We start from the raw sequence: 18,935 nt of genomic DNA on the forward strand, positions 1-18,935 counted from the left end.
AGCGCTCACAAGGCGCTCCGATTCCTGTTTGCAATAGAGGTATTTTATGGACAATCGACCACTGTTCCAAGCAAGGTGGTCTTTGGGGCCATTGGCAGCCTGTACGCTGCTTCCCATCGCTCTACTGTGTTTCTGGTTATGGCCCATTGGCCAGATCCTGTGCCTGACTTTCGACGAGTGGCTGTTTCACAGCCTGAATGCGCCGCTGGCCGACAACACCACTTGGCGCTACATCTGGACCGTCGGCAGCCTGCGCCCGTTCGACATCGTCGTCGGCCTGATCCTGCTGACAGTGCTCATCCGTGGTGACTGGGTGTTCAAGGCAGCGCAAGTTCGCCAGGCATTTTTCGGCTTTCTGGTCACGCTACTCCTCTTAGTGGTGATTCGCGCACTGTTTTCCAAGTGGGTGGATGCAGCCGGCTGGCAACACAAGAGCCCGTCGATGATCTTCGACGACGTCGTGCACCTCAGTGACTACTACCCCAACCTGGAGAAGGCCTGGGAGCTCAAGGACCGTTCCAGCAAGAGCTTCCCGGGCGATCACGCCTCGGTGTTGCTGATCTGGGCGCTGTTCATGAGCGTGTTCTGCCGCCGCCTGGTGCAGTACCTGGTGGTCTGGGGGCTGGCGCTGCTGTTCATGCTGCCGCGCCTGGTAGCGGGTGCTCACTGGGGGCAGGATGACTACATTGGCGGGTTGCTGATGGCGGTGCTGGCGTTGGGCTGGAGCTATTACACCCCGCTGGCGGCCAAGGGCAGCGAGGCGCTGATGCGCTGGACGGCGCCACTGTTCACGATCGCGGCCAAGTTACCGTTGGTCGGCAAGTTGGCGGTAGTCCGCTAAACCCTGGGGCTGCTGCGCAGCCTATCGCGACACAAGGCCGCTACCACATTGAATGGTGTGCGCAGGTCCATTGTGTCGCGATAGGCCGCAAAGCGGCCCCGGCTATTCAAAGCTCCCATGCAACTGGTGTATCTGCCGCCGCTGCTTTTTGGTCGGCCGGCCATCGGTAGTCACCCCCATCGCCCCCGCCTTACGCAAGTCGGCCGCCTGCTCACGGCGACGCACACTTTCTTCGGTTTCCTCGTACAGCGTCTGCGCCTCTGGCGCCCCACGCCGCACCACCGACAACGCTTTCACCACCACGGTACGTTCATCGAACCCGGTGCGCAGCACGAACTCGTCGCCCACCCGCGGTTCTTTGCCCGGCTTGCATCGCTCGCCCCGGCAATGCACCTTGCCGCTTTCGATCGCGGCCTTGGCCAGTGCGCGCGTCTTGTAAAAGCGCGCCGCCCACAGCCATTTGTCCAGACGAACCTTATCGTCGTCTTCGGCTTTTTGTGCCATCCCGTTACCTCGGATTCTGTCTTTCATCGAACTGTACTACCTTCACATACGGATGCAAAAAGTCCCCGCCGTGCTTACAGTTCACCACCTCATTCGCAGGGTGTGCTTCGTGAAGACATTTGACCATTTGACTGTGATCGGCCTGCGCGAGTGGGTCGCCTTGCCTGACCTCGGCGTGGCCGGGCTGCGCGCCAAGATCGACACCGGTGCCAGCACCTCCAGCCTGCACGCCACAGAGGTGGAACCGTTCGAGCGCGATGGCCAGCCCTGGGTCCGTTTCACCGCGCACCTGGGCTCGGTGGTGCAACTGCGTCACCGCCGCTGCGAGGCGCCGCTGGTCACCATGAAAACCATCAAAAGCTCCAACGGCCAGGCCCAGACCCGCTATGTCATCCGCACGTCACTGGCGCTGGGCGATGGTGTGTGGGAGGTGGAGTTCACCCTGGCCTGCCGCAAGAATATGCGCTACCGCCTGTTGCTTGGTTCCAAGGCCCTCATCCACGGCCAATTGGTGGTCAACCCCGGCCTGAAATACGTACAAGACAAACCGGCCTTCCCGGCCACCCTTTCCCCTGTCACAGGTGCTGCATGAAGATCGCTGTGCTGTCGCGCAATCCGCGTCTGTATTCCACCCGCCGCCTGGTCGAAGCCGGTATCCAGCGTGGCCACGAAATGGTGGTGATCGATACCCTGCGGGCCTACATGAACATTGCCAGCCACAAGCCGCAGATCCACTACCGCGGCAAGCCGCTGGAAGGCTTCGATGCGGTGATCCCGCGCATCGGTGCTTCGGTTACCTTCTACGGCTGCGCAGTACTGCGCCAGTTCGAAATGATGGGCGTGTACCCGCTCAACGAGTCGGTGGCCATTGCCCGCTCACGCGACAAGCTGCGCTCGTTGCAGTTGTTGTCGCGGCGCGGCATCGGCCTGCCGATCACAGGCTTCGCCCACTCGCCGGACGACATCCCCGACCTGATCCAGATGGTCAACGGTGCCCCTTTGGTGATCAAGGTGCTGGAAGGCACTCAAGGCATCGGCGTGGTGCTGTGCGAAACCACCCAGGCGGCCGAGTCAGTGATCGAAGCGTTCATGGGCCTCAAGCAGAACATCATGGTTCAGGAGTACATCAAAGAGGCCGGTGGCGCCGACATTCGCTGCTTCGTGGTGGGCGACAAGGTGATTGCCTCGATGAAGCGTCAGGCCAAGCCGGGCGAGTTTCGCTCCAACCTGCACCGTGGTGGCGTTGCCAGCCTGATAAAGATAACCCCTGAAGAGCGGATTACCGCGATTCGCGCGGCCAAGGTGATGGGGCTGAGCGTGGCGGGTGTGGATATCCTGCGCTCCAACCATGGGCCGCTGGTGATGGAGGTGAACTCGTCGCCGGGGCTGGAAGGCATTGAAGTGACCACCGGCAAGAACGTGGCCGGGATGATCATCGAACACCTGGAGAAGAATGGCGGGCCGAATCAGACCCGGACCAAGGGCAAAGGCTGAGATTTTTGGGGCCGCTTTGCGGCCCCAGCAATCACACGGCATTACGCGGTAGCAGCAGCCCCAATGGCAGCCTGACCCGCGCTTCGATCCCGCCACCAGACCGGTTACGCAATTCCACATTCCCGCCATGCTGCGCCGCGATCCGTTTGACGATCGCCAGCCCCAGGCCTGTGCCCTTGCCACCCCGCGCCCGGTCACCACGAATGAACGGGTTGAAGATGGTTTCCAACTCCGACTCGTCGATCCCGGTGCCGCGGTCCAGCACGCTCAGCACCACGTACGGCGCACTTTCGTCACCCGACACATAGGCCGCCACCTCGACCCCCTTGCCAGCATGGTGCAAGGCGTTGCCGATCAGGTTGCCCAACATGCGTTTGAGCGAAACCCGGCGCAGCGGGAACGGTGGAATCGGCTCCAGGCACAGGCGCACGCGCTCTTGTGGCTGGTTGTACGGCGCCACCACCTCGCGTACCAGGTCAGCCAGGTCGACCTCTTCCACCGGTTCGTCACGGCCATCGCGGATAAACGCCAGGAACTGATCGAGAATCGCGTCCATGTCCTCGATATCGCGGACCATGTCGTCACTCAAATCGCTGTCGCTGTTCAGCAGTGACAACGACAGCCGCAGACGTGTCAGCGGTGTGCGCAGGTCATGGGAAACCCCAGCCAACATCAGCTCGCGCTCGCGCCCGGCCTGCTCGACATCCTCGGCCATCTGGTTGAAGGCCTTGTACACCTCGGTCATCTCGCTGGGCGTATCGCTGATCGGCAGGCGCACACTGCGCCCCTGGCCAAGCTGGCGAGCGGCAAACACCAGGCGCTTGAGCGGCTGGTTCAGCTGGCGCACGAAAATCCACGCCGAAGCGGTAGACAACAGGCCGATGGCCAGGAACCAGCCCAGCACGTTCCAGATTTTCTGCCCACGCAACGGGTGCGGGTACAGCGGCACTTTCAGCCAACCAGGCCCAAGGCTTGGCGCGTTGACCCACAACGCTGGCGGCGCGTGAATGCGCAGCCGAACTTCGGTGTCGTCACCCAGTTCGGCCTGCATCTGCCGTTGGTAGATTTCGCTGTAGGGCCAGTGCTGCTCCCCTTCGGGCACGCCCGAGCCGGTCACGCGGATAAGGCCTGCCGCCTCGGCGATCTTGTCGCGGTTTTCTTCGTCGGCGGCCCAATAGGCGCGCAATGTCAGCGCTACCCCGTGGCTGTACTGACGGTCGACCAGCACGTCCTCGTTCATCAGCAGGTAGACCAGGGTCAGCGCCTTGGAGAACAGGACGACGATCAACACCAGCCACAGGGTGCGGGCGAAGAAGCTTTGCGGAAACCAGACCGGTGTTTTCATGAAGGGCGCGGCATCATTTACCGGCGTTTCCGTCCGGTACGAACACGTAGCCCACGCCCCATACGGTCTGGATGTAACGCGGCTTGGACGGGTCCGGTTCGATCATGCGACGCAGGCGCGAGATCTGCACGTCGATGGAGCGCTCCAGTGCATCCCACTCACGGCCACGGGCCAGGTTCATCAGCTTGTCGCGGGTCAACGGCTCGCGGGCGTGCATCACCAGGGCCTTGAGTACGGCGAATTCACCGGTGGTGAGCATGTGCACTTCGTCGCCACGCTTGAGTTCGCGGGTGGCCAGCGAAAGCTCGTAGTCGCCGAAGGTGACCGACTCGTCTTCGCTGCCCGGCGCACCCGGTACGCTGGGCGCCTGGCGACGCAGCACAGCCTTGACCCGCGCCATCAGTTCGTCCGGGTTGAAGGGTTTGCCCAGGTAGTCGTCGGCACCCAGTTCCAGGCCTTTGATGCGGCTGAGCTCATCGCCCTTGGCGGTCAGCATGATGATCGGGATCTGGTTGTTCTGCTGGCGCAGGCGCTTGCACGCAGACAGGCCATCCTCACCTGGCAGCATCAGGTCGAGTACCACCAGGTTGAACACTTCGCGCTGCAACAGACGGTCCATCTGCTCGGTGTTGGGCACCGCGCGGGCACGGTAGCCCTTGCTGGTGAAGAAACGTTCCAGCAGGCTGCTCAGCCCCGGATCGTCGTCGACGATGAGAATCTTGTCACCTTCAGCGGTGTTTGGCGTGCCGGTCATGAATAACTCCTCTGATTTCGCCGCGCATTATGGCGTAGCCATTGCTGCACGTTGCGTGAGCATTGTTAGCAGATTTTTCCCCCGGCGCCAGTTCCGGCTGGCCGGGCGCCATCACCGCAAGGCGTTTGCGATGGGTATAATGCGCGCCTTTCATCCAGCGCCGCCGGGCGAAAAGCCCACAGGCGACCCCCGTATTCACAAATGTCAGGTGGTTTACATGGACAGCATCAACAGCCGTATCGCCGAGGAACTGGGCGTACGCCCCCAGCAGGTCGAGGCGGCCGTGGGCCTGTTGGACGAAGGCTCGACCGTGCCCTTCATCGCCCGTTACCGCAAGGAAGTGACCGGTAGCCTGGACGATACCCAGTTGCGCCATCTGGAAGAACGCCTGCGCTACCTGCGCGAACTCGACGAGCGCCGCGCCAGCATCCTGTCCAGCATCGAGGAGCAGGGCAAGCTGACCCCGGAACTGGCCCGCGAGATCAAGCTGGCCGACACCAAGACGCGCCTCGAAGACCTGTACCTGCCGTACAAGCAGAAGCGTCGCACCAAGGGCCAGATCGCCCTGGAAGCCGGCCTTGGCGAGCTGGCCGACGGCCTGTTCAACGACCCGACCCTGGCACCGGAAAGCGAAGCCGCACGCTTCGTCGACGCCGAAAAGGGCGTGGCCGACGTCAAGGCGGCACTGGAAGGCGCCAAGTACATCCTGATGGAGCGCTTTGCCGAAGACGCCGCCCTGCTCGACAAGCTGCGCAGTTTCCTCAAGCAGGAAGCCGTGCTCAGCGCCCGCCTGGTGGCCGGCAAGGAAGAAGAAGGCGCCAAGTTCCGCGATTACTTCGCCCACGACGAACTGCTGCGCACTGCGCCGTCGCACCGTGCGCTGGCCATCTTCCGCGGGCGCAATGAAGGTGTTTTGAGCGCATCGCTCAAGGTCGGCGAAGAGCTGCCCGGTACCCTGCACCCATGCGAACTGATGATCGGCAGCCACGTCGGCATCGAAAACCGCGGCCGCCCAGCCGACAAATGGCTGGGCGAAGTGGTGCGCTGGACCTGGAAGGTCAAGCTGTATACCCACCTGGAAACCGACCTGTTCGGCGAGCTGCGGGACAACGCCGAAGGCGAAGCGATCAACGTGTTCGCCCACAACCTGCACGACCTGCTGCTGGCCGCCCCGGCTGGCCCACGTGCTACCCTGGGCTTCGACCCGGGCCTGCGCACCGGCTGCAAGATCGCCGTGGTCGATGCCACCGGCAAGCTGCTGGACTACACCACGGTCTACCCGCACGCGCCGAAGAACGACTGGGACCGCACCCTTTCCGTCATGGCCGCACTGTGCGCCAAGCACTCGGTGGAGCTGATCGCCATCGGCAACGGCACCGCCAGCCGTGAAAGCGACAAGCTGGTGGCCGAGCTGGTTAAAAAATACCCAGCACTGAAAATCACCAAGATCATGGTCTCCGAAGCCGGCGCGTCGGTGTATTCGGCCTCGGAACTGGCCGCCCGCGAGTTCCCGGACCTGGACGTGTCGATCCGTGGTGCCGTGTCGATTGCTCGCCGCCTGCAGGACCCGCTGGCCGAGCTGGTGAAAATCGACCCGAAATCCATCGGTGTCGGCCAGTACCAGCACGACGTGTCCCAGCTGAAACTGGCGCGTGGCCTGGACGCCGTGGTCGAGGACTGCGTGAACGCCGTGGGTGTGGACGTGAACACCGCCTCGGTGGCGCTGCTGACCCGTATCTCCGGCCTCAACGCCACGCTGGCACAGAACATCGTTGCCCACCGCGATGCCAACGGCCCCTTCGCCACCCGTGCAGCGCTGAAAAAGGTCAGCCGCCTGGGTGAAAAAACCTTCGAGCAAGCCGCCGGCTTCCTGCGTGTGATGAACGGCGACAACCCGCTGGACGCCTCTGCGGTGCACCCTGAGGCCTACCCGCTGGTGCAGCGCATCGCCGCCGACACCGAGCGCGACATTCGCTCGCTGATTGGCGACAGCAGCTTCCTCAAGCGTTTGGACCCGAAGAAGTTCACCGACGAGTCCTTCGGCCTGCCGACCGTCACCGACATCCTGCAAGAGCTGGACAAGCCTGGTCGCGACCCACGCCCCGAGTTCAAGACCGCCACCTTCCAGGACGGCGTCGAAGACCTCAAGGACCTCGAACCCGGCATGATCCTGGAAGGCGTGGTGACCAACGTCACCAACTTCGGCGCCTTCGTCGACATCGGTGTGCACCAGGACGGCCTGGTACACATCTCGGCACTGTCGGAGAAGTTCATCAAAGACCCGCGTGAAGCGGTCAAGGCCGGCGATGTGGTCAAGGTCAAAGTCATGGAAGTGGATATCCCGCGCAAGCGCGTCGGCCTGTCCATGCGCATGAGCGACACCCCCGGCGAAAAGGTCGAAGGCAACCGTGGCGGCAATCGTGGCAATGGCGGCAACCGCCAGCAGCAGGCCCCGCGCCAGCGTGAAACCACCACTGCCGCACCGGCCAACAATGCCATGGCCTCCCTGTTCGCCAACGCCAAGCAGTTGAAGAAGAAGTGATGGACGTACCGCGCGAATACGTCGAAAGCGCCTTCAGCCAACTGCTGGGCTGCCGCCTGCAACGCCTGGATACCGGTGTTGCCGAGGTGGCCCTGGCCCTCGAGCCGCACTTGCGCAACCGTGGCCAGAAGCTGCACGGCGGGGCCATCTTCAGCCTGGTGGACATCGCCATGGGCCTGGCCTGCTCGGCCAGCCATGGCTTTGACCAGCAAAGCGTCACCATCGAGTGCAAGATCAACTACATGCGCGCCGTCAGCGACGGTGAAGTGCTGTGTACCGCCCGTGTACTGCACGCCGGGCGGCGCACCCTGGTGGTCGACGCTGACGTAGTCCAGGGCGACAAGCTGGTGGCAAAAGCGCAAGGAACCTTCGCGGTTCTCTAGCTCACCAAGCCGTATCTGCGGTATTTTCAGCAGTGCGCTGGCACTGCTGGATCCGCGTAAACCAGGCGACAACGCCAGTTCCTTTCTTCCTACCCTTGTAGACCGTTATCTCTACCCCCATATTGGGGCGACTGACGCGTGAAGGAATACATCTTGAGCGACCTCCTCAACCGCCGCCTGAGCCTGCTCGGCGCCAATCTCCCCCTGCTCAAGCAGTGCCTGCACGGCATTGAGCGCGAATGCCTGCGCGTGACCGACGAAGGTCGCCTGGCCCAGACCCCGCATCCGGACGCACTGGGATCGGCGCTGACCAACGAGCAGATCACCACCGATTATTCCGAGTCGCTGCTGGAGTTCATCACCCCAGCCCTGCCCGACCCGGCCAAGGTGCTCGAAAGCCTCGAAGAGACCCACCGTTTCGTCTACAGCAAGCTGGGCGACGAATACCTGTGGAGCCCGTCGATGCCGTGCACGCTACCGGCCGAGGAGGACATCCCGATCGCCGAGTACGGCACCTCGAACATCGGCAAGCTCAAGCACGTCTACCGCAAGGGCCTGGCCCTTCGCTACGGCCGCACCATGCAGTGCATTGCCGGTATCCATTACAACTTCTCGCTGCCCGAGGCGCTTTGGCCCCTGCTGCGCGAAGCCGAAGGCAGCACTGAAGACGACCGCGACTACCAGTCGTCGGCCTACATCGCGCTGATCCGCAACTTCCGCCGCTACAGCTGGCTGCTGATGTACCTGTTCGGCGCCTCGCCGGCCCTGGACAAAGGCTTTTTGCGTGGCCGCCCGCACCAGCTCGAAGAGCTGGACGCCGAGACCCTGTTCCTGCCCTACGCCACCAGCCTGCGCATGAGCGACCTGGGCTACCAGAGCAACGCCCAGGCCGGCCTTACGCCGTGTTACAACAACCTGGCCAGCTACACCGACAGCCTGCGCAAAGCAGTGGGCACGCCCTACCCGCCTTACGTTGAAGTCGGCACGCATGTGGACGGCGAATGGGTGCAGCTGAACACCAACATCCTGCAGATCGAAAACGAGTACTACTCGAACATTCGCCCCAAGCGCGTCACCTACACCGGCGAACGGCCGATCCAGGCCCTGACCTCGCGGGGCGTGCAGTATGTAGAGGTGCGTTGCCTGGACATCAACCCGTTCCTGCCCGTGGGCATCGACCTGACCGAAGCGCGCTTCCTCGATGCGTTCCTGCTGTTCTGCGCCCTGGAAGAAAGCCCGCAGCTGGACAACGGCGAGTGCGGCCAGTGCACCGACAACTTCTTGACCGTGGTCAAGGAAGGCCGTCGTCCGGGGCTCGAGCTGCACCGCGATGGCCAGCCTATCGGCCTGAAAGACTGGGCCAGCGAGCTGATCGAGCGTATCCGCCAGTTGGCCGACCTGCTCGACCAGGCCCAAGGTGGCGAAGCCCACGCCAAAGCCCTGGATGCCCAGCAGGCCAAGGTCGACGATACCTCACTGACCCCATCGGCCCAGGTGCTGGCACGCATGACCGAACATGACGAAAGTTTCGTCCAGTTCTCGCTGCGCCAAAGCCGTATCCACGCCGAAACATTCCGCGAGCAACCGCTGAGCAGCGAAAAGCAGCAGGCATTCGAAACGCTGGCCCGCGAGTCGCTTGCCAGGCAATCAGAGCTGGAGCAAGACGAAGTCGGCGACTTTGACCTGTTCGTCGGTGCTTACCAGGCCAGCATCCTGGCAATCAGCAACTGATGAACCGCACCGCCACCCCACGCAAACCGCGCGCCAGCAGCCAAGCCAGGATCGAAGCGATCCTGGCGGCTGCGCGCGAGCTGCTGGCCGAACAAGGGGTAGCGGCACTGTCCATCTACAGCGTTGCCGAGCGGGCACAGATTCCACCGTCGTCGGTGTATCACTTCTTCGCCAGCGTACCTGCGTTGCTGGAAGCACTGACGGCCGACGTACACCGTGCGTTTCGCGAGGCCTTGAGTGCCCCCATCGACAGCCTTGCCTTCACGACCTGGCACCAACTGTCGCGGCTGATCGAGCAACGCATGCTCGCCATCTACAACGAAGATGCTGCTGCACGCCAGTTGATCCTCGCCCAGCACGGGCTGAGTGAAGTGGTGCAGGCTGACCGCCAGCACGATATGGAACTGGGCGAACTGATGCACAGCCTGTTCGACCGGCATTTCCAGCTGCCGGCGATGCCGGGCGATGTGGATGTGTTCGCGCTGGCCATGGAGCTGAGCGACCGTGTCTACGCTCGCTCAATGCAGCTGTTCGAACAGATCACGCCGCGCATGGCGGAAGAAGGCATGCGCGTGTTCGAAGCCTACCTGTCACTCTACCTGCCCCCCTTCCTGCCCAAGCGCAATGGCGCCTGACCCTAAACATCTACCACCCAGCAAAACCAAGTGATCGTTTCAATGAGGCTTGCGCTAGCGCGCCCCCTCAAAGAGACCATTGCTCATGCCCACAGCCAGCAGTTCGCAAACCGATTACGTCAAAGCATTACCCCTGACAGACACAGACACCTTCGACCGCCAGCTAGCCGGCAGAGGCAACATGCTGGAGGCAGCCAGACCCGCGCAGCGTCGTGCCGCCACTGCATTACGCAACCTGTTGAACGGTGCCCCCACCGTGAAACAAACACTGCAAGCCACGCTACACGCTCACCTCGGCATCGACCCCTACACCTGCGGGCTGCAAGACGGCGACAGCCAGGTCACCCTGATGACTTTTGCCGCACGCCTGCTGGCCAGCCCACTATTCGCCACCGCCTATACGACGTGGACCACATGGGGGTTGGACGACTCACAGGCGCAAACGAAATGGGCTGGCAGTGACTGGCTCAGCGAACTCGGCCCTGTAGTGAATGCAGCCCACTTTCAAGCCACCCATGACTACTGGAACGGCCGGATGCCGGGTACAACCCTCTCGCGCCAAAAACATGCAAGCAACCTGCTGCGCCAACACTTTAAGAGCAACCTGGATATGGCGTTTGGCACCGGCAAACTGGACATCGATAACTGGCAACAAGGCCATCAGCCTGACTTGCAATATGCTCAACTGGACTGCCAGCTTCCTAATGGCGCGAGCCTTACCAGCACGGCGGCATTGCTGATTGCACCTCAGCCGAAAGGTTCACGCTGGCTGATGTACAGGCCGGGCGCGCGAACCCCGCTACTGACGTTCGACAATCAGCAAAGCCTGCGCAACTGGGTGCATCAGAACCATTTCTGGTTCTGGTCAGATCCGAGGTATTCGATCACCACGGGCTCGAACGAAAACGTCATCGTCTCACCGATCGCGAACGATGGCTTCAGCGTGTTATTGGATGAGCACCTGCTGCGCATCCAGGCAATTTCCGACCATTTTTTATTCAAGGCCAGCAAAGAGCCTGCAACTCAGCCCCTGGATTGGAGTGACCTGCAGGATTGGGAAGCACAGCGAGGTTCGATCATTTCAGATTCCCTCGACGCCACGACCGACAACACCATTGACGACCTGATCGCTGCCGATGCCGCACTGGCGAACGAAGAGCTGCATTTTGACAGCCTTGAGCAGTACCTGCCGACAAGCTGGCGGCGGCAGCGCATCGAGCGCCAGGAAGCACTGCTAGAGCAGTATCTGGGAGACGATACAGAGCCCTCCTCGGTGGAAGTTACCTGGCTGCGAGAGCAACTGGAGCAGCTGGTTAAGCTTCAGGATTCGCTGAACCTCTTCCTGCTGGAGCTTCCCGACCAAGTCGCTGCCGATGACTGGCAAGCGCCTCATGAGGAACAGACTCGCATAGCGCGAATCAGCCATGAACTATCTCAGGGCTTGCTGCTGGAGGCACGCTTGCAGCACGCCATGGGTGAGCTTTCAGCCACCCACCTGGGCTGGGTGGAAGCGCTCGTTGACAGACCCAGGCCAAGCCTCCAGCGCCCTGTGCAAGCCAGCACCCTCATGCTGGGCACCGGTGATCGTAGCTGGGCGCTATCTGGCTACATGACATTCCGCGCAGCCGTCGGGGACACTGACGACACCTTGGACTATTCACTGCTGCTATACCGCCCCGGTCAACAGGGTGGCCTGATGGCTTTCGAGGATGAAGCCACGCTCACCAGACACCTGCTGGCAACGCTGTGCGGCGCCTGGCCAGACGCGATACTGGACTCGGTGCACGCAGCGGATGCGGTGCAACTGCTAGAGGCACTCTCCAATGCGCCCGCAGTCACACTCGATCAAACGCCCATTCCCGCGCACTTCATGCAGCACTGCGTGCAAACCATCGTCGAGTCACTACCCGCGAACACATCACGAGAGCAAGCCCGGCAGCGGCTGTGCATGAGTGAGAACCAGGCCAGGGCCATCGCCTTGGAGCGGTTCGCTGAGCTGAACCGCAGCAGCCGTGTCCAGACACTTCTCATGCCACTGCAGCACCTTGGTGCCGATGAGCTCACCGAATTGATTGCCCAGGTGAGCGCATACCAAGACGCCGTCCGCGCCGCGGGTGAACTGCTGAAAGTAAGCCTGCCATCGCGCCAGCAGTTCACATGGCACATGCTGGAACACCACGTGTGCAATGAGTTCGGCCTCCAGACCATGCCGAACATAACCCTGAACATTGCCAACAGTGTCACGGTAAAAAAGCAAGTGACCGGCCAATCCGCAGCGGGCGGCGCAGGTTCACGCGACGTGCCAGTGTTCAGCGAGGCGCGCAGTGATGTCAGCCTTGAATCTTTCATCCTCGTGGCGCTTGACGATGAGCGACGGCTCTTGCTGGATAATGCAATCATCACGCTCGATCCGGCCACCCACCCGACGCTGCAGCAAGCACTCACGCCCGCTTACATTGCCGAGCTGATCACCCGGCTAGACGCCGCCGGCAGCTATGAAAACCGCATCGTCAATGCATACCTGGGCTTCGAGCAAGAAACCCCTTGGCAAGTTGAGTGGCGCCACGAAACGCTTCGTGCTCCCTACGCGTATCGGCTGCGCTTGTTGGCACTGTGCAAACCGGCCAGCCTCGATGCTGATGGGCAGCGACTGCTGGAAACCTTCTGCCGCGAACAGGTCAATGCTGTTTCTGCCAGAACGGTTCAATACCTGTCCCTGGTGCTTAGGCCAGGAACCGCAGCAGACGGCTCCAGCGACAGTGTGGGGTTGTCGGCCATACATGTCATAACAGACGCCAATGGCCCAGTGCTGTTGTACATGCCTGGCGCGCCCAATGGCAGTGTCGTTAGCCAGCATGCCAGCACCAGCGCAGCGTGCGAGGCGTTACAGCGCATGGCGCTGGACCCGAAGATGGCCCGCTACCTCGCAACCCAGGCCCAGTCCGGCAACCCAGACCATCATGAAAGTTACATCAACACTGCGCTGCAACAGGGCTTCCGGGTGTTCATAGAGATGGGCGCGTCGCGCTCGGAAACCTTGCCCACGCATGAGTGCCGTCAGGACATGGGCGACCTCATCCGCAGCCACCGCGCGACGTCGCGCAGCCAGGCCGACATGGTGCTTGCAGCGCCCGACGTTTTCGATCGTTACTTCTTCCTGGGGCTGAGGCTCGTGCTTGGCCTGTTGCCCGGCGCAGGCACGGCCTTGGCGCTGTACGATGGCTGGCACACGGCGAATGCTGCGATCACGGCTTTTGCCAAGGGCAACCTGGAGACAGGCATCCAACACCTGGTCAGCCTGCTGCAATCGCTGACCGACGCCATCCTCACGCTCGCGCCGTTGGCAGCCAGCCAACGCAACCCTGCAACTGCAGCGCGTCTGCTTACCCAGCGACGCCAGCGCCTTGATCCGCTGCGGCCAATTACCAGTACTCGCAAGGCGCCTCCTAGCCCGTTCACCGGTTATGAAGCAGGATTGCCTGCTGGCCCAATGGTGCGTTCCACACTGCCGCAGGGTGCTGGCGTGTTCGAGCATGTGGCCACAGGACAACGCTATATTTCCCGCAACAACGCCTGGTATGCAGTGACCTGGGACCCCGCTTACTTCACCTGGAGGCTCAAGCCACAGGGTCTTCGTACCTATCGGCAACCCGTGCGCCTGAGTGAGCAGGGCGTTTGGGGGACACCAGGCAGGCTGAGCGGCTTGCTGGTCGACAATGGCCTAGCGGGCGGCGGCGGCGTACTTACCACCCTTTACGAGAATGGTGTTGCCTACTGGCGTGTGCTGCTTCGCCGCCAACCCCAGCAGTTGACCGGCATGGCGCTGGCACACGACATCAACGACGAACTGAAACGCATCGTGATACGCATGCGCGCAAAACAAGAGGCCTACCACTCGGCCAAGCGAGTAGTGGCCGAAGGGGGGGCACTGAGCGACGCTCAGCAGGCAGTAATCGCCAATGCACGCCAGCAGCTGAGCGATGAGTTGATGCAGAACATCGAGTTCAATGCGCGCAGCCTTGCTCGCCTCAAGGAGCAGCGCTCGACGCTGAGCAGATCGGACTACACCCGGTTCACCTCACTGTGCGAGGCCAACATCAGTGAGATGAGCGTACTCGATATGCATCTGGTGGCCGACCGCTTCACCTTGGCCACGCAACAGTCAATGCGTGCAACCAGTGCCATCCAGGCCCTGCCACTGCCCTCGGTACCCACCCATGTGGTGAGGCGCGCCACGCAGGACTCGCTGCGGGCGAACCAGGAAATGATCGAAACGCTGCAGGAGGTGGAGCGCCTGGCCATTCGTCATCATGCCAGGTGCAACCAATTGCAGGGCAAAGCACTGACCGATTACCTGGCAAAAGTCACAGGCACGGGCCTGACCCTCGATGTAGCCAATACCCGGCTCGTTCGAGCGTCCATCCTGTCGTCAACACTGTTCACCGCAAACGCCGTTGAACACCCACAAATGGCGGCATTCATGGCGCACTTCAACGAACAGGGGGCAGCCTTGCGCAGCACGCTTTTCAGCCATCTTCAACTACAAAGGGCCGGCCTTAGCCGAGCTCAGGAGCGCACCTTCCTGGCCAGCGTGCAAGGCCGCTATACGCGCTTTATTGGCCATGTAACCGCATGGCAAGACACGTTCCAGGACTTGCTGTCGACCAACGAAACACGCTCGTTGCGCCAGTTGATGCGCCAGCTTGTCAGCGATATTGAGGATAGTCTCAATAGCGTCACTGCAAACCGGCAGCGCCCTGCGGTACAGCCCGCTCGCGGTCCAAGCCGTCCACGCCTGTTCGAAACCGCCGAGGGGCCGCTTATCGGCAACGAGTACGTCGAACGGGGGCAGACACGCATGCGCATCAACCACCCCAACTCGGATCAACCTCATACGGTTTATGCCAGGAACGAGGCGGGAGAATGGCTGTTATCCACGCCCGAGCGTGCGGCCCCCACCGAGACGATGTCGAGCCTTGTGGAAACCGCTACTGCCCGGCTGGACGATATCCCGAGGCAACAAACCCGGTTGCGCCAGTACCAGACACCTCAAGCAGTGCCCGTCGACCTGGAGGACATCGCTCAAGGCCATGCACAGCAACTGCGTTTCATCGCCGACAGGATTCGGCAGAAAGCAGGTGGCACGCTCAACCCAGAGCAAACCGCGCTGACGCATAGGCTGGAAACGACCGCCCAGCAGGTACAAGCATTTGGTCGCCAGCTACGAACGGCCCAGACCAAAGCAACCGGCAAACCCACCGTGGGCTATCTGGAAGACCTGCTTGAACAGAATGAAGTGGAAATCGTTTGGTCACGCACACTGAAGCCGAAGACGGACCGCAAGGGCAACCCTGTCGAATACCTGGAGGAGTACCGCATCAATGACCTGGGTACCCAGCAGCCATTGTGGTACGCGCACTTTCACTTCCGCCAGCAACCGGCACAAGGCTTCACTCGGCTTGAAGCAGGTCACCTGAAACTGGCCAGTGAACGCGACATCGGGGAAGGCGCGTGGCGTGGCAGCATGAGCGAGGCACAAGCCAACAGGCTATTCGGCAACCTGCGGCCGGCCAGCTGACAACACATCACCCCCAGAGCTGCAAAACAGCCCTGGGGGTGAATGCTTACAACTTGGCAATGGACACTTCAGTCGACTTCACAAAGGCAATCACTTCACTGCCAACCTGCAGCTCCAGCTCCTTTACAGAGCGGGTGGTGATGACCGAAGTAACGATACCCGAGGCCGTCTGCACGTCGATTTCCGACAATACTGGCCCTTCGAGGATTTCTTTCACGGTGCCTTTGAACTGGTTGCGGACGTTGATGGCTTTGATGGTCATGATGTTATTCCTTCTCTATGGCTTCAGTCTGGTAAGTGGGTCATTCAGTGCGCCCAACGCAACTGCGTGGGCAGAGGGGCTACAGGATCCGGCTCGGGCGCAGTGCCCGGGGCCGACAGAACACGGTTGAGCACTTCGCTTTCCAGCGCCGCCAGGCGGTGTGAACCACGCGCCCGAGGCCGCGCCAGGTCGACGGTGAGGTCGAGCCCGACTTCGCCGTCCTCGATCAGGATCACCCGGTCAGCCACGGCAACCGCCTCACTGACGTCGTGGGTGACCAGCAGCACGGTGAAGCCATGCTGACGCCACAGGCGTTCGATCAATTGCTGCATCTCGATACGGGTCAATGCATCCAGCGCGCCGAGCGGCTCATCCAGCAACAGCAGGCGCGGCTGGTGAATCAAGGCGCGGGCCAACGCCACGCGCTGCTTCTGGCCACCCGAGAGGGCTGCCGGCCATTCATTGGCGCGATCGGCCAGGCCTACCGCCTCCAATGCATCCAGCGCACGCGGGCGCCAATCGCCAGACAGGCCAAGGCCAACGTTGTCGATTACCTTCTTCCATGGCAGCAGGCGTGCGTCCTGGAACATCAGGCGAGTCTCTTCGCGAGCCTCTTCCAGCGGCGCAGCGCCGGCCAGCAACTGGCCGGCTGTGGGCTGGTCGAGCCCGGCCAGCAGCCGCAGCAAGGTGCTCTTGCCGCAGCCGCTGCGGCCGACGATGGCCACGAACTGGCCGGCCGGAATGTGCAGGTCGATGCCCTTCAACACTTCGCGCTGGCCAAAGGTTTTGCGCAGGCCATTGGAGGCCAGCGGGATGCCACGCAACAGGCGTGGCGGCTGTTCCTTGAGCACGGTCATGCGCCCTCCTTCTTGGCCACTTGGTAGGCTGGGTGCCAACGCAGCCACACGCGTTCCAGGCCACGAGCGGCGAGGTCGGCGAGTTTGCCGAGCACGGCATACAGAACGATGGCCAGCACCACCACGTCGGTCTGCAGGAACTCACGGGCGTTCATTGCCAGGTAACCGATACCGGCGTTGGCCGAGATGGTTTCGGCAACGATCAACGTCAGCCACATGAAGCCCAGAGCGAAGCGCACGCCCACCAGGATCGAAGGCAGCGCCCCCGGCAGGATCACCTGGCGGAACAGGCCGAAGCCGGACAAGCCGTAGCTGCGTGCCATTTCCACCAGCGCCGGGTCGACGTTGCGGATGCCGTGGTAGGTGTTCAGGTAGATCGGGAACAACGTGCCTAACGCGACCAGGAAGATCTTTGCCGACTCGTCGATACCGAACCACAGGATCACCAGTGGGATCAGCGCCAAGTGCGGCACGTTGCGGATCATCTGCACCGAGCTGTCGAGCAGGCGTTCGCCCCAGTTCGACAGGCCGGTGATGAAGCCCAGCACCAGGCCGATGCTGCCGCCGATGACGAAGCCCAGCCCGGCACGCCAGCCACTGATGGCCAGGTGGGTCCAGATTTCGCCGCTGCGCACCAGCTCGACACCGGCGCTGACCACTGCGCTGGGCGCCGGCAGAATGCGCGTCGACAGCCAGCCAGCACTGACCGCCAGCTGCCAGGCTGCCAACAGCAGCACCGGCAACGCCCAGGGCGCCAGGCGCTGGGCCAGGTTGGAGGAAGTTGCACGACTCATGGCCCGGCCCTCAGCTCTGCGATACGGACTTGGGCAGGATGTCGTTGGCCACCATCTCGCCGAACGGGCTCACGTAACCACCGGTCTTTGGTTGCTCCGGGCGCTGCACATCCAGGTGCGGGAACAGCAGTTCGGCCACGCGGTACGACTCTTCCAGATGTGGATAACCGGAGAAGATGAAGGTATCGATACCCAGCTCGGCATATTCCTTGACCCGCGCCGCCACAGTCGGGCCATCGCCTACCAGCGCGGTTCCCGCCCCACCACGTACCAGCCCGACACCCGCCCACAGGTTGGGGCTGACTTCCAGGTTGTCGCGGTTGCCGCCGTGCAGGTCAGCCATGCGCTGCTGGCCCACCGAGTCGAAGCGCGCCAGCGAGGCCTGGGCGCGGCTGATGGTGTCATCGTCCAGGTGCGAGATCAGGCGGTCGGCGGCAGCCCAGGCTTCTTCGTTGGTTTCCCGCACGATCACATGCAGGCGGATACCGAAGCGCACTTCGCGGCCTTGGGCAGCAGCTTTTTCACGCACTTGGGCGATTTTTTCAGCAACGGCGCTCGGTGGCTCGCCCCAGGTCAGGTACAGCTCGACCTGTTCGGCGGCCAGGTCCTGTGCGGCCTCGGACGAACCGCCGAAATACAGTGGCGGACGTGGTTGCTGAATCGGTGGGTAGAGCAGCTTGGCGCCCTTTACCTGGATGTGTTTACCGTCGTAATCGACGTTTTCGCCTTCCAGCACCTTGCGCCAGATACGGGTGAACTCGACCGAGGCTTCGTAGCGCTCCTGGTGGTTCAGATGCAGGCCGTCACCGGCCAGCTCGTCAGGGTCGCCACCGGTTACCAGGTTGAACAGCGCACGGCCATTGGACAGGCGATCCAGGGTTGCCGCCTGGCGGGCCGCTACGGTCGGCGAAATGATGCCCGGGCGCAGGGCCACGAGAAACTTCAGTCGCTGTGTCACCGGGATCAGCGACGCAGCCACCAGCCAGGAGTCCTCGCAGGAACGGCCGGTAGGGATCAGCACCCCACCAAAGCCCAAGCGGTCGGCGGCCTGCGCAATCTGCTGCAGGTAACCGTGATCGACCGCACGAGCGCCGTCGGAAGTGCCCAGGTACTTGCCGTCACCGTGGGTTGGGAGGAACCAGAAAATGTTAAGGCTCATTGGAGTTGTCTCCTCAAGGGTGGCTCAAGCCGGAGCGTCGCCCCGGCACAGGCGAA

15 protein-coding genes are annotated in these 18,935 nt (G+C 62.2%); 8 read left to right on the forward strand and 7 right to left on the reverse strand.

Annotated elements, in window-relative coordinates; all coding sequences use genetic code 11:
- The first annotated feature begins 46 nt into the window (after window positions 1-46).
- Complete coding sequence (locus tag APH35_RS03790; RefSeq protein ID WP_060493640.1) at window positions 47-841, forward strand: phosphatase PAP2 family protein; 795 nt, start codon at window positions 47-49, stop codon at window positions 839-841.
- Between the two features lie 102 nt (window positions 842-943).
- On the opposite strand, the gene APH35_RS03795 is transcribed toward APH35_RS03790, so the two are convergent.
- Window positions 944-1,345, reverse strand: coding sequence for an RNA-binding S4 domain-containing protein (locus tag APH35_RS03795; RefSeq protein WP_060493641.1), 402 nt, complete (start codon window positions 1,343-1,345; stop codon window positions 944-946).
- 109 nt (window positions 1,346-1,454) lie between these two features.
- On the opposite strand from APH35_RS03795, the gene rimB reads away from it, so the two are divergent.
- Window positions 1,455-1,937, forward strand: a complete 483-nt coding sequence (rimB, locus tag APH35_RS03800) for a retropepsin-like aspartic endopeptidase RimB (protein WP_041166351.1) — start codon at window positions 1,455-1,457, stop codon at window positions 1,935-1,937.
- On the forward strand, window positions 1,934-2,839 hold the full coding sequence (rimK, locus tag APH35_RS03805; protein WP_008099005.1) for a 30S ribosomal protein S6--L-glutamate ligase: 906 nt from the start codon (window positions 1,934-1,936) through the stop codon (window positions 2,837-2,839). Before rimB ends, rimK begins: the two co-directional genes overlap by 4 nt.
- A 31-nt stretch (window positions 2,840-2,870) precedes the next feature.
- On the opposite strand, the gene APH35_RS03810 is transcribed toward rimK, so the two are convergent.
- Window positions 2,871-4,184, reverse strand: coding sequence for an ATP-binding protein (locus APH35_RS03810; RefSeq protein WP_012270053.1), 1,314 nt, complete (start codon window positions 4,182-4,184; stop codon window positions 2,871-2,873).
- Window positions 4,185-4,197: 13 nt separating this feature from the next.
- The gene (ompR, locus tag APH35_RS03815; protein ID WP_012270052.1) at window positions 4,198-4,938 is read right to left on the reverse strand and encodes an osmolarity response regulator transcription factor OmpR; all 741 of its coding nucleotides are present in this window, start codon (window positions 4,936-4,938) and stop codon (window positions 4,198-4,200) included.
- A 217-nt stretch (window positions 4,939-5,155) separates the two neighbouring features.
- Here ompR and APH35_RS03820 point away from each other — a divergent pair, with 217 nt between their 5' ends.
- The 5 genes from APH35_RS03820 to APH35_RS03840 all read left to right on the forward strand — a co-directional run bounded on the left by APH35_RS03820 (window position 5,156) and on the right by APH35_RS03840 (window position 15,807).
- Window positions 5,156-7,480, forward strand: a complete 2,325-nt coding sequence (locus tag APH35_RS03820; RefSeq protein ID WP_012270051.1) for a Tex family protein — start codon at window positions 5,156-5,158, stop codon at window positions 7,478-7,480.
- Window positions 7,480-7,863 carry a PaaI family thioesterase gene (locus tag APH35_RS03825; RefSeq protein ID WP_012270050.1) on the forward strand — a complete coding sequence of 128 codons (384 nt, stop codon included), beginning with the start codon at window positions 7,480-7,482 and terminating at the stop codon, window positions 7,861-7,863. Before APH35_RS03820 ends, APH35_RS03825 begins: the two co-directional genes overlap by 1 nt.
- A gap of 153 nt (window positions 7,864-8,016) precedes the next feature.
- On the forward strand, window positions 8,017-9,594 hold the full coding sequence (gene gshA / locus APH35_RS03830) for a glutamate--cysteine ligase (protein ID WP_171577235.1): 1,578 nt from the start codon (window positions 8,017-8,019) through the stop codon (window positions 9,592-9,594).
- A complete protein-coding gene (locus APH35_RS03835; protein ID WP_060493644.1) occupies window positions 9,594-10,229 on the forward strand; it encodes a TetR/AcrR family transcriptional regulator in 636 nt (211 codons plus the stop codon). The genes gshA and APH35_RS03835 overlap by 1 nt, the downstream gene beginning before the upstream one ends.
- 85 nt (window positions 10,230-10,314) lie before the next feature.
- Entirely contained in the window at window positions 10,315-15,807 is a 5,493-nt protein-coding gene (locus tag APH35_RS03840) for a dermonecrotic toxin domain-containing protein (protein ID WP_060514229.1), read from the forward strand.
- Between the two features lie 46 nt (window positions 15,808-15,853).
- Here APH35_RS03840 and APH35_RS03845 read toward each other — a convergent pair whose 3' ends face one another.
- From APH35_RS03845 to ssuD, 4 genes are read right to left on the reverse strand one after another with little or no spacing between them, the layout of a single operon-like run.
- Window positions 15,854-16,069 (reverse strand): TOBE domain-containing protein, encoded by a 216-nt coding sequence (locus APH35_RS03845; RefSeq protein ID WP_008095172.1) that lies wholly within the window; start codon window positions 16,067-16,069, stop codon window positions 15,854-15,856.
- Window positions 16,070-16,113: 44 nt separating this feature from the next.
- Window positions 16,114-16,926, reverse strand: a complete 813-nt coding sequence (gene ssuB, locus APH35_RS03850; protein ID WP_012270046.1) for an aliphatic sulfonates ABC transporter ATP-binding protein — start codon at window positions 16,924-16,926, stop codon at window positions 16,114-16,116.
- On the reverse strand, window positions 16,923-17,720 hold the full coding sequence (ssuC, locus tag APH35_RS03855) for an aliphatic sulfonate ABC transporter permease SsuC (protein WP_012270045.1): 798 nt from the start codon (window positions 17,718-17,720) through the stop codon (window positions 16,923-16,925). Before ssuC ends, ssuB begins: the two co-directional genes overlap by 4 nt.
- Window positions 17,721-17,730: 10 nt before the next feature.
- Window positions 17,731-18,879, reverse strand: a complete 1,149-nt coding sequence (gene ssuD / locus APH35_RS03860; RefSeq protein ID WP_060514230.1) for an FMNH2-dependent alkanesulfonate monooxygenase — start codon at window positions 18,877-18,879, stop codon at window positions 17,731-17,733.
- Window positions 18,880-18,935 lie beyond the last annotated feature (56 nt).

Origin of the sequence: Pseudomonas sp. NBRC 111132, assembly GCF_001320565.1 — a bacterium.
In the GTDB taxonomy this organism is placed as follows: Bacteria; Pseudomonadota; Gammaproteobacteria; order Pseudomonadales; family Pseudomonadaceae; genus Aquipseudomonas; species Aquipseudomonas putida_P.

Excerpts from the sequence above, each read along its gene's own strand:
- APH35_RS03790 (WP_060493640.1), top strand. The coding sequence starts at position 47 with ATGGACAATCGACCACTGTTCCAAGCAAGGTGGTCTTTGGGGCCATTG.
- APH35_RS03795 (WP_060493641.1), bottom strand. The coding sequence starts at position 1,345 with ATGGCACAAAAAGCCGAAGACGACGATAAGGTTCGTCTGGACAAATGG.
- rimK (WP_008099005.1), top strand. The coding sequence starts at position 1,934 with ATGAAGATCGCTGTGCTGTCGCGCAATCCGCGTCTGTATTCCACCCGC.
- APH35_RS03810 (WP_012270053.1), bottom strand. The coding sequence starts at position 4,184 with ATGAAAACACCGGTCTGGTTTCCGCAAAGCTTCTTCGCCCGCACCCTG.
- ompR (WP_012270052.1), bottom strand. The coding sequence starts at position 4,938 with ATGACCGGCACGCCAAACACCGCTGAAGGTGACAAGATTCTCATCGTC.
- APH35_RS03820 (WP_012270051.1), top strand. The coding sequence starts at position 5,156 with ATGGACAGCATCAACAGCCGTATCGCCGAGGAACTGGGCGTACGCCCC.
- APH35_RS03825 (WP_012270050.1), top strand. The coding sequence starts at position 7,480 with ATGGACGTACCGCGCGAATACGTCGAAAGCGCCTTCAGCCAACTGCTG.
- APH35_RS03835 (WP_060493644.1), top strand. The coding sequence starts at position 9,594 with ATGAACCGCACCGCCACCCCACGCAAACCGCGCGCCAGCAGCCAAGCC.
- APH35_RS03840 (WP_060514229.1), top strand. The coding sequence starts at position 10,315 with ATGCCCACAGCCAGCAGTTCGCAAACCGATTACGTCAAAGCATTACCC.
- APH35_RS03845 (WP_008095172.1), bottom strand. The coding sequence starts at position 16,069 with ATGACCATCAAAGCCATCAACGTCCGCAACCAGTTCAAAGGCACCGTG.
- ssuB (WP_012270046.1), bottom strand. The coding sequence starts at position 16,926 with ATGACCGTGCTCAAGGAACAGCCGCCACGCCTGTTGCGTGGCATCCCG.
- ssuC (WP_012270045.1), bottom strand. The coding sequence starts at position 17,720 with ATGAGTCGTGCAACTTCCTCCAACCTGGCCCAGCGCCTGGCGCCCTGG.
- ssuD (WP_060514230.1), bottom strand. The coding sequence starts at position 18,879 with ATGAGCCTTAACATTTTCTGGTTCCTCCCAACCCACGGTGACGGCAAG.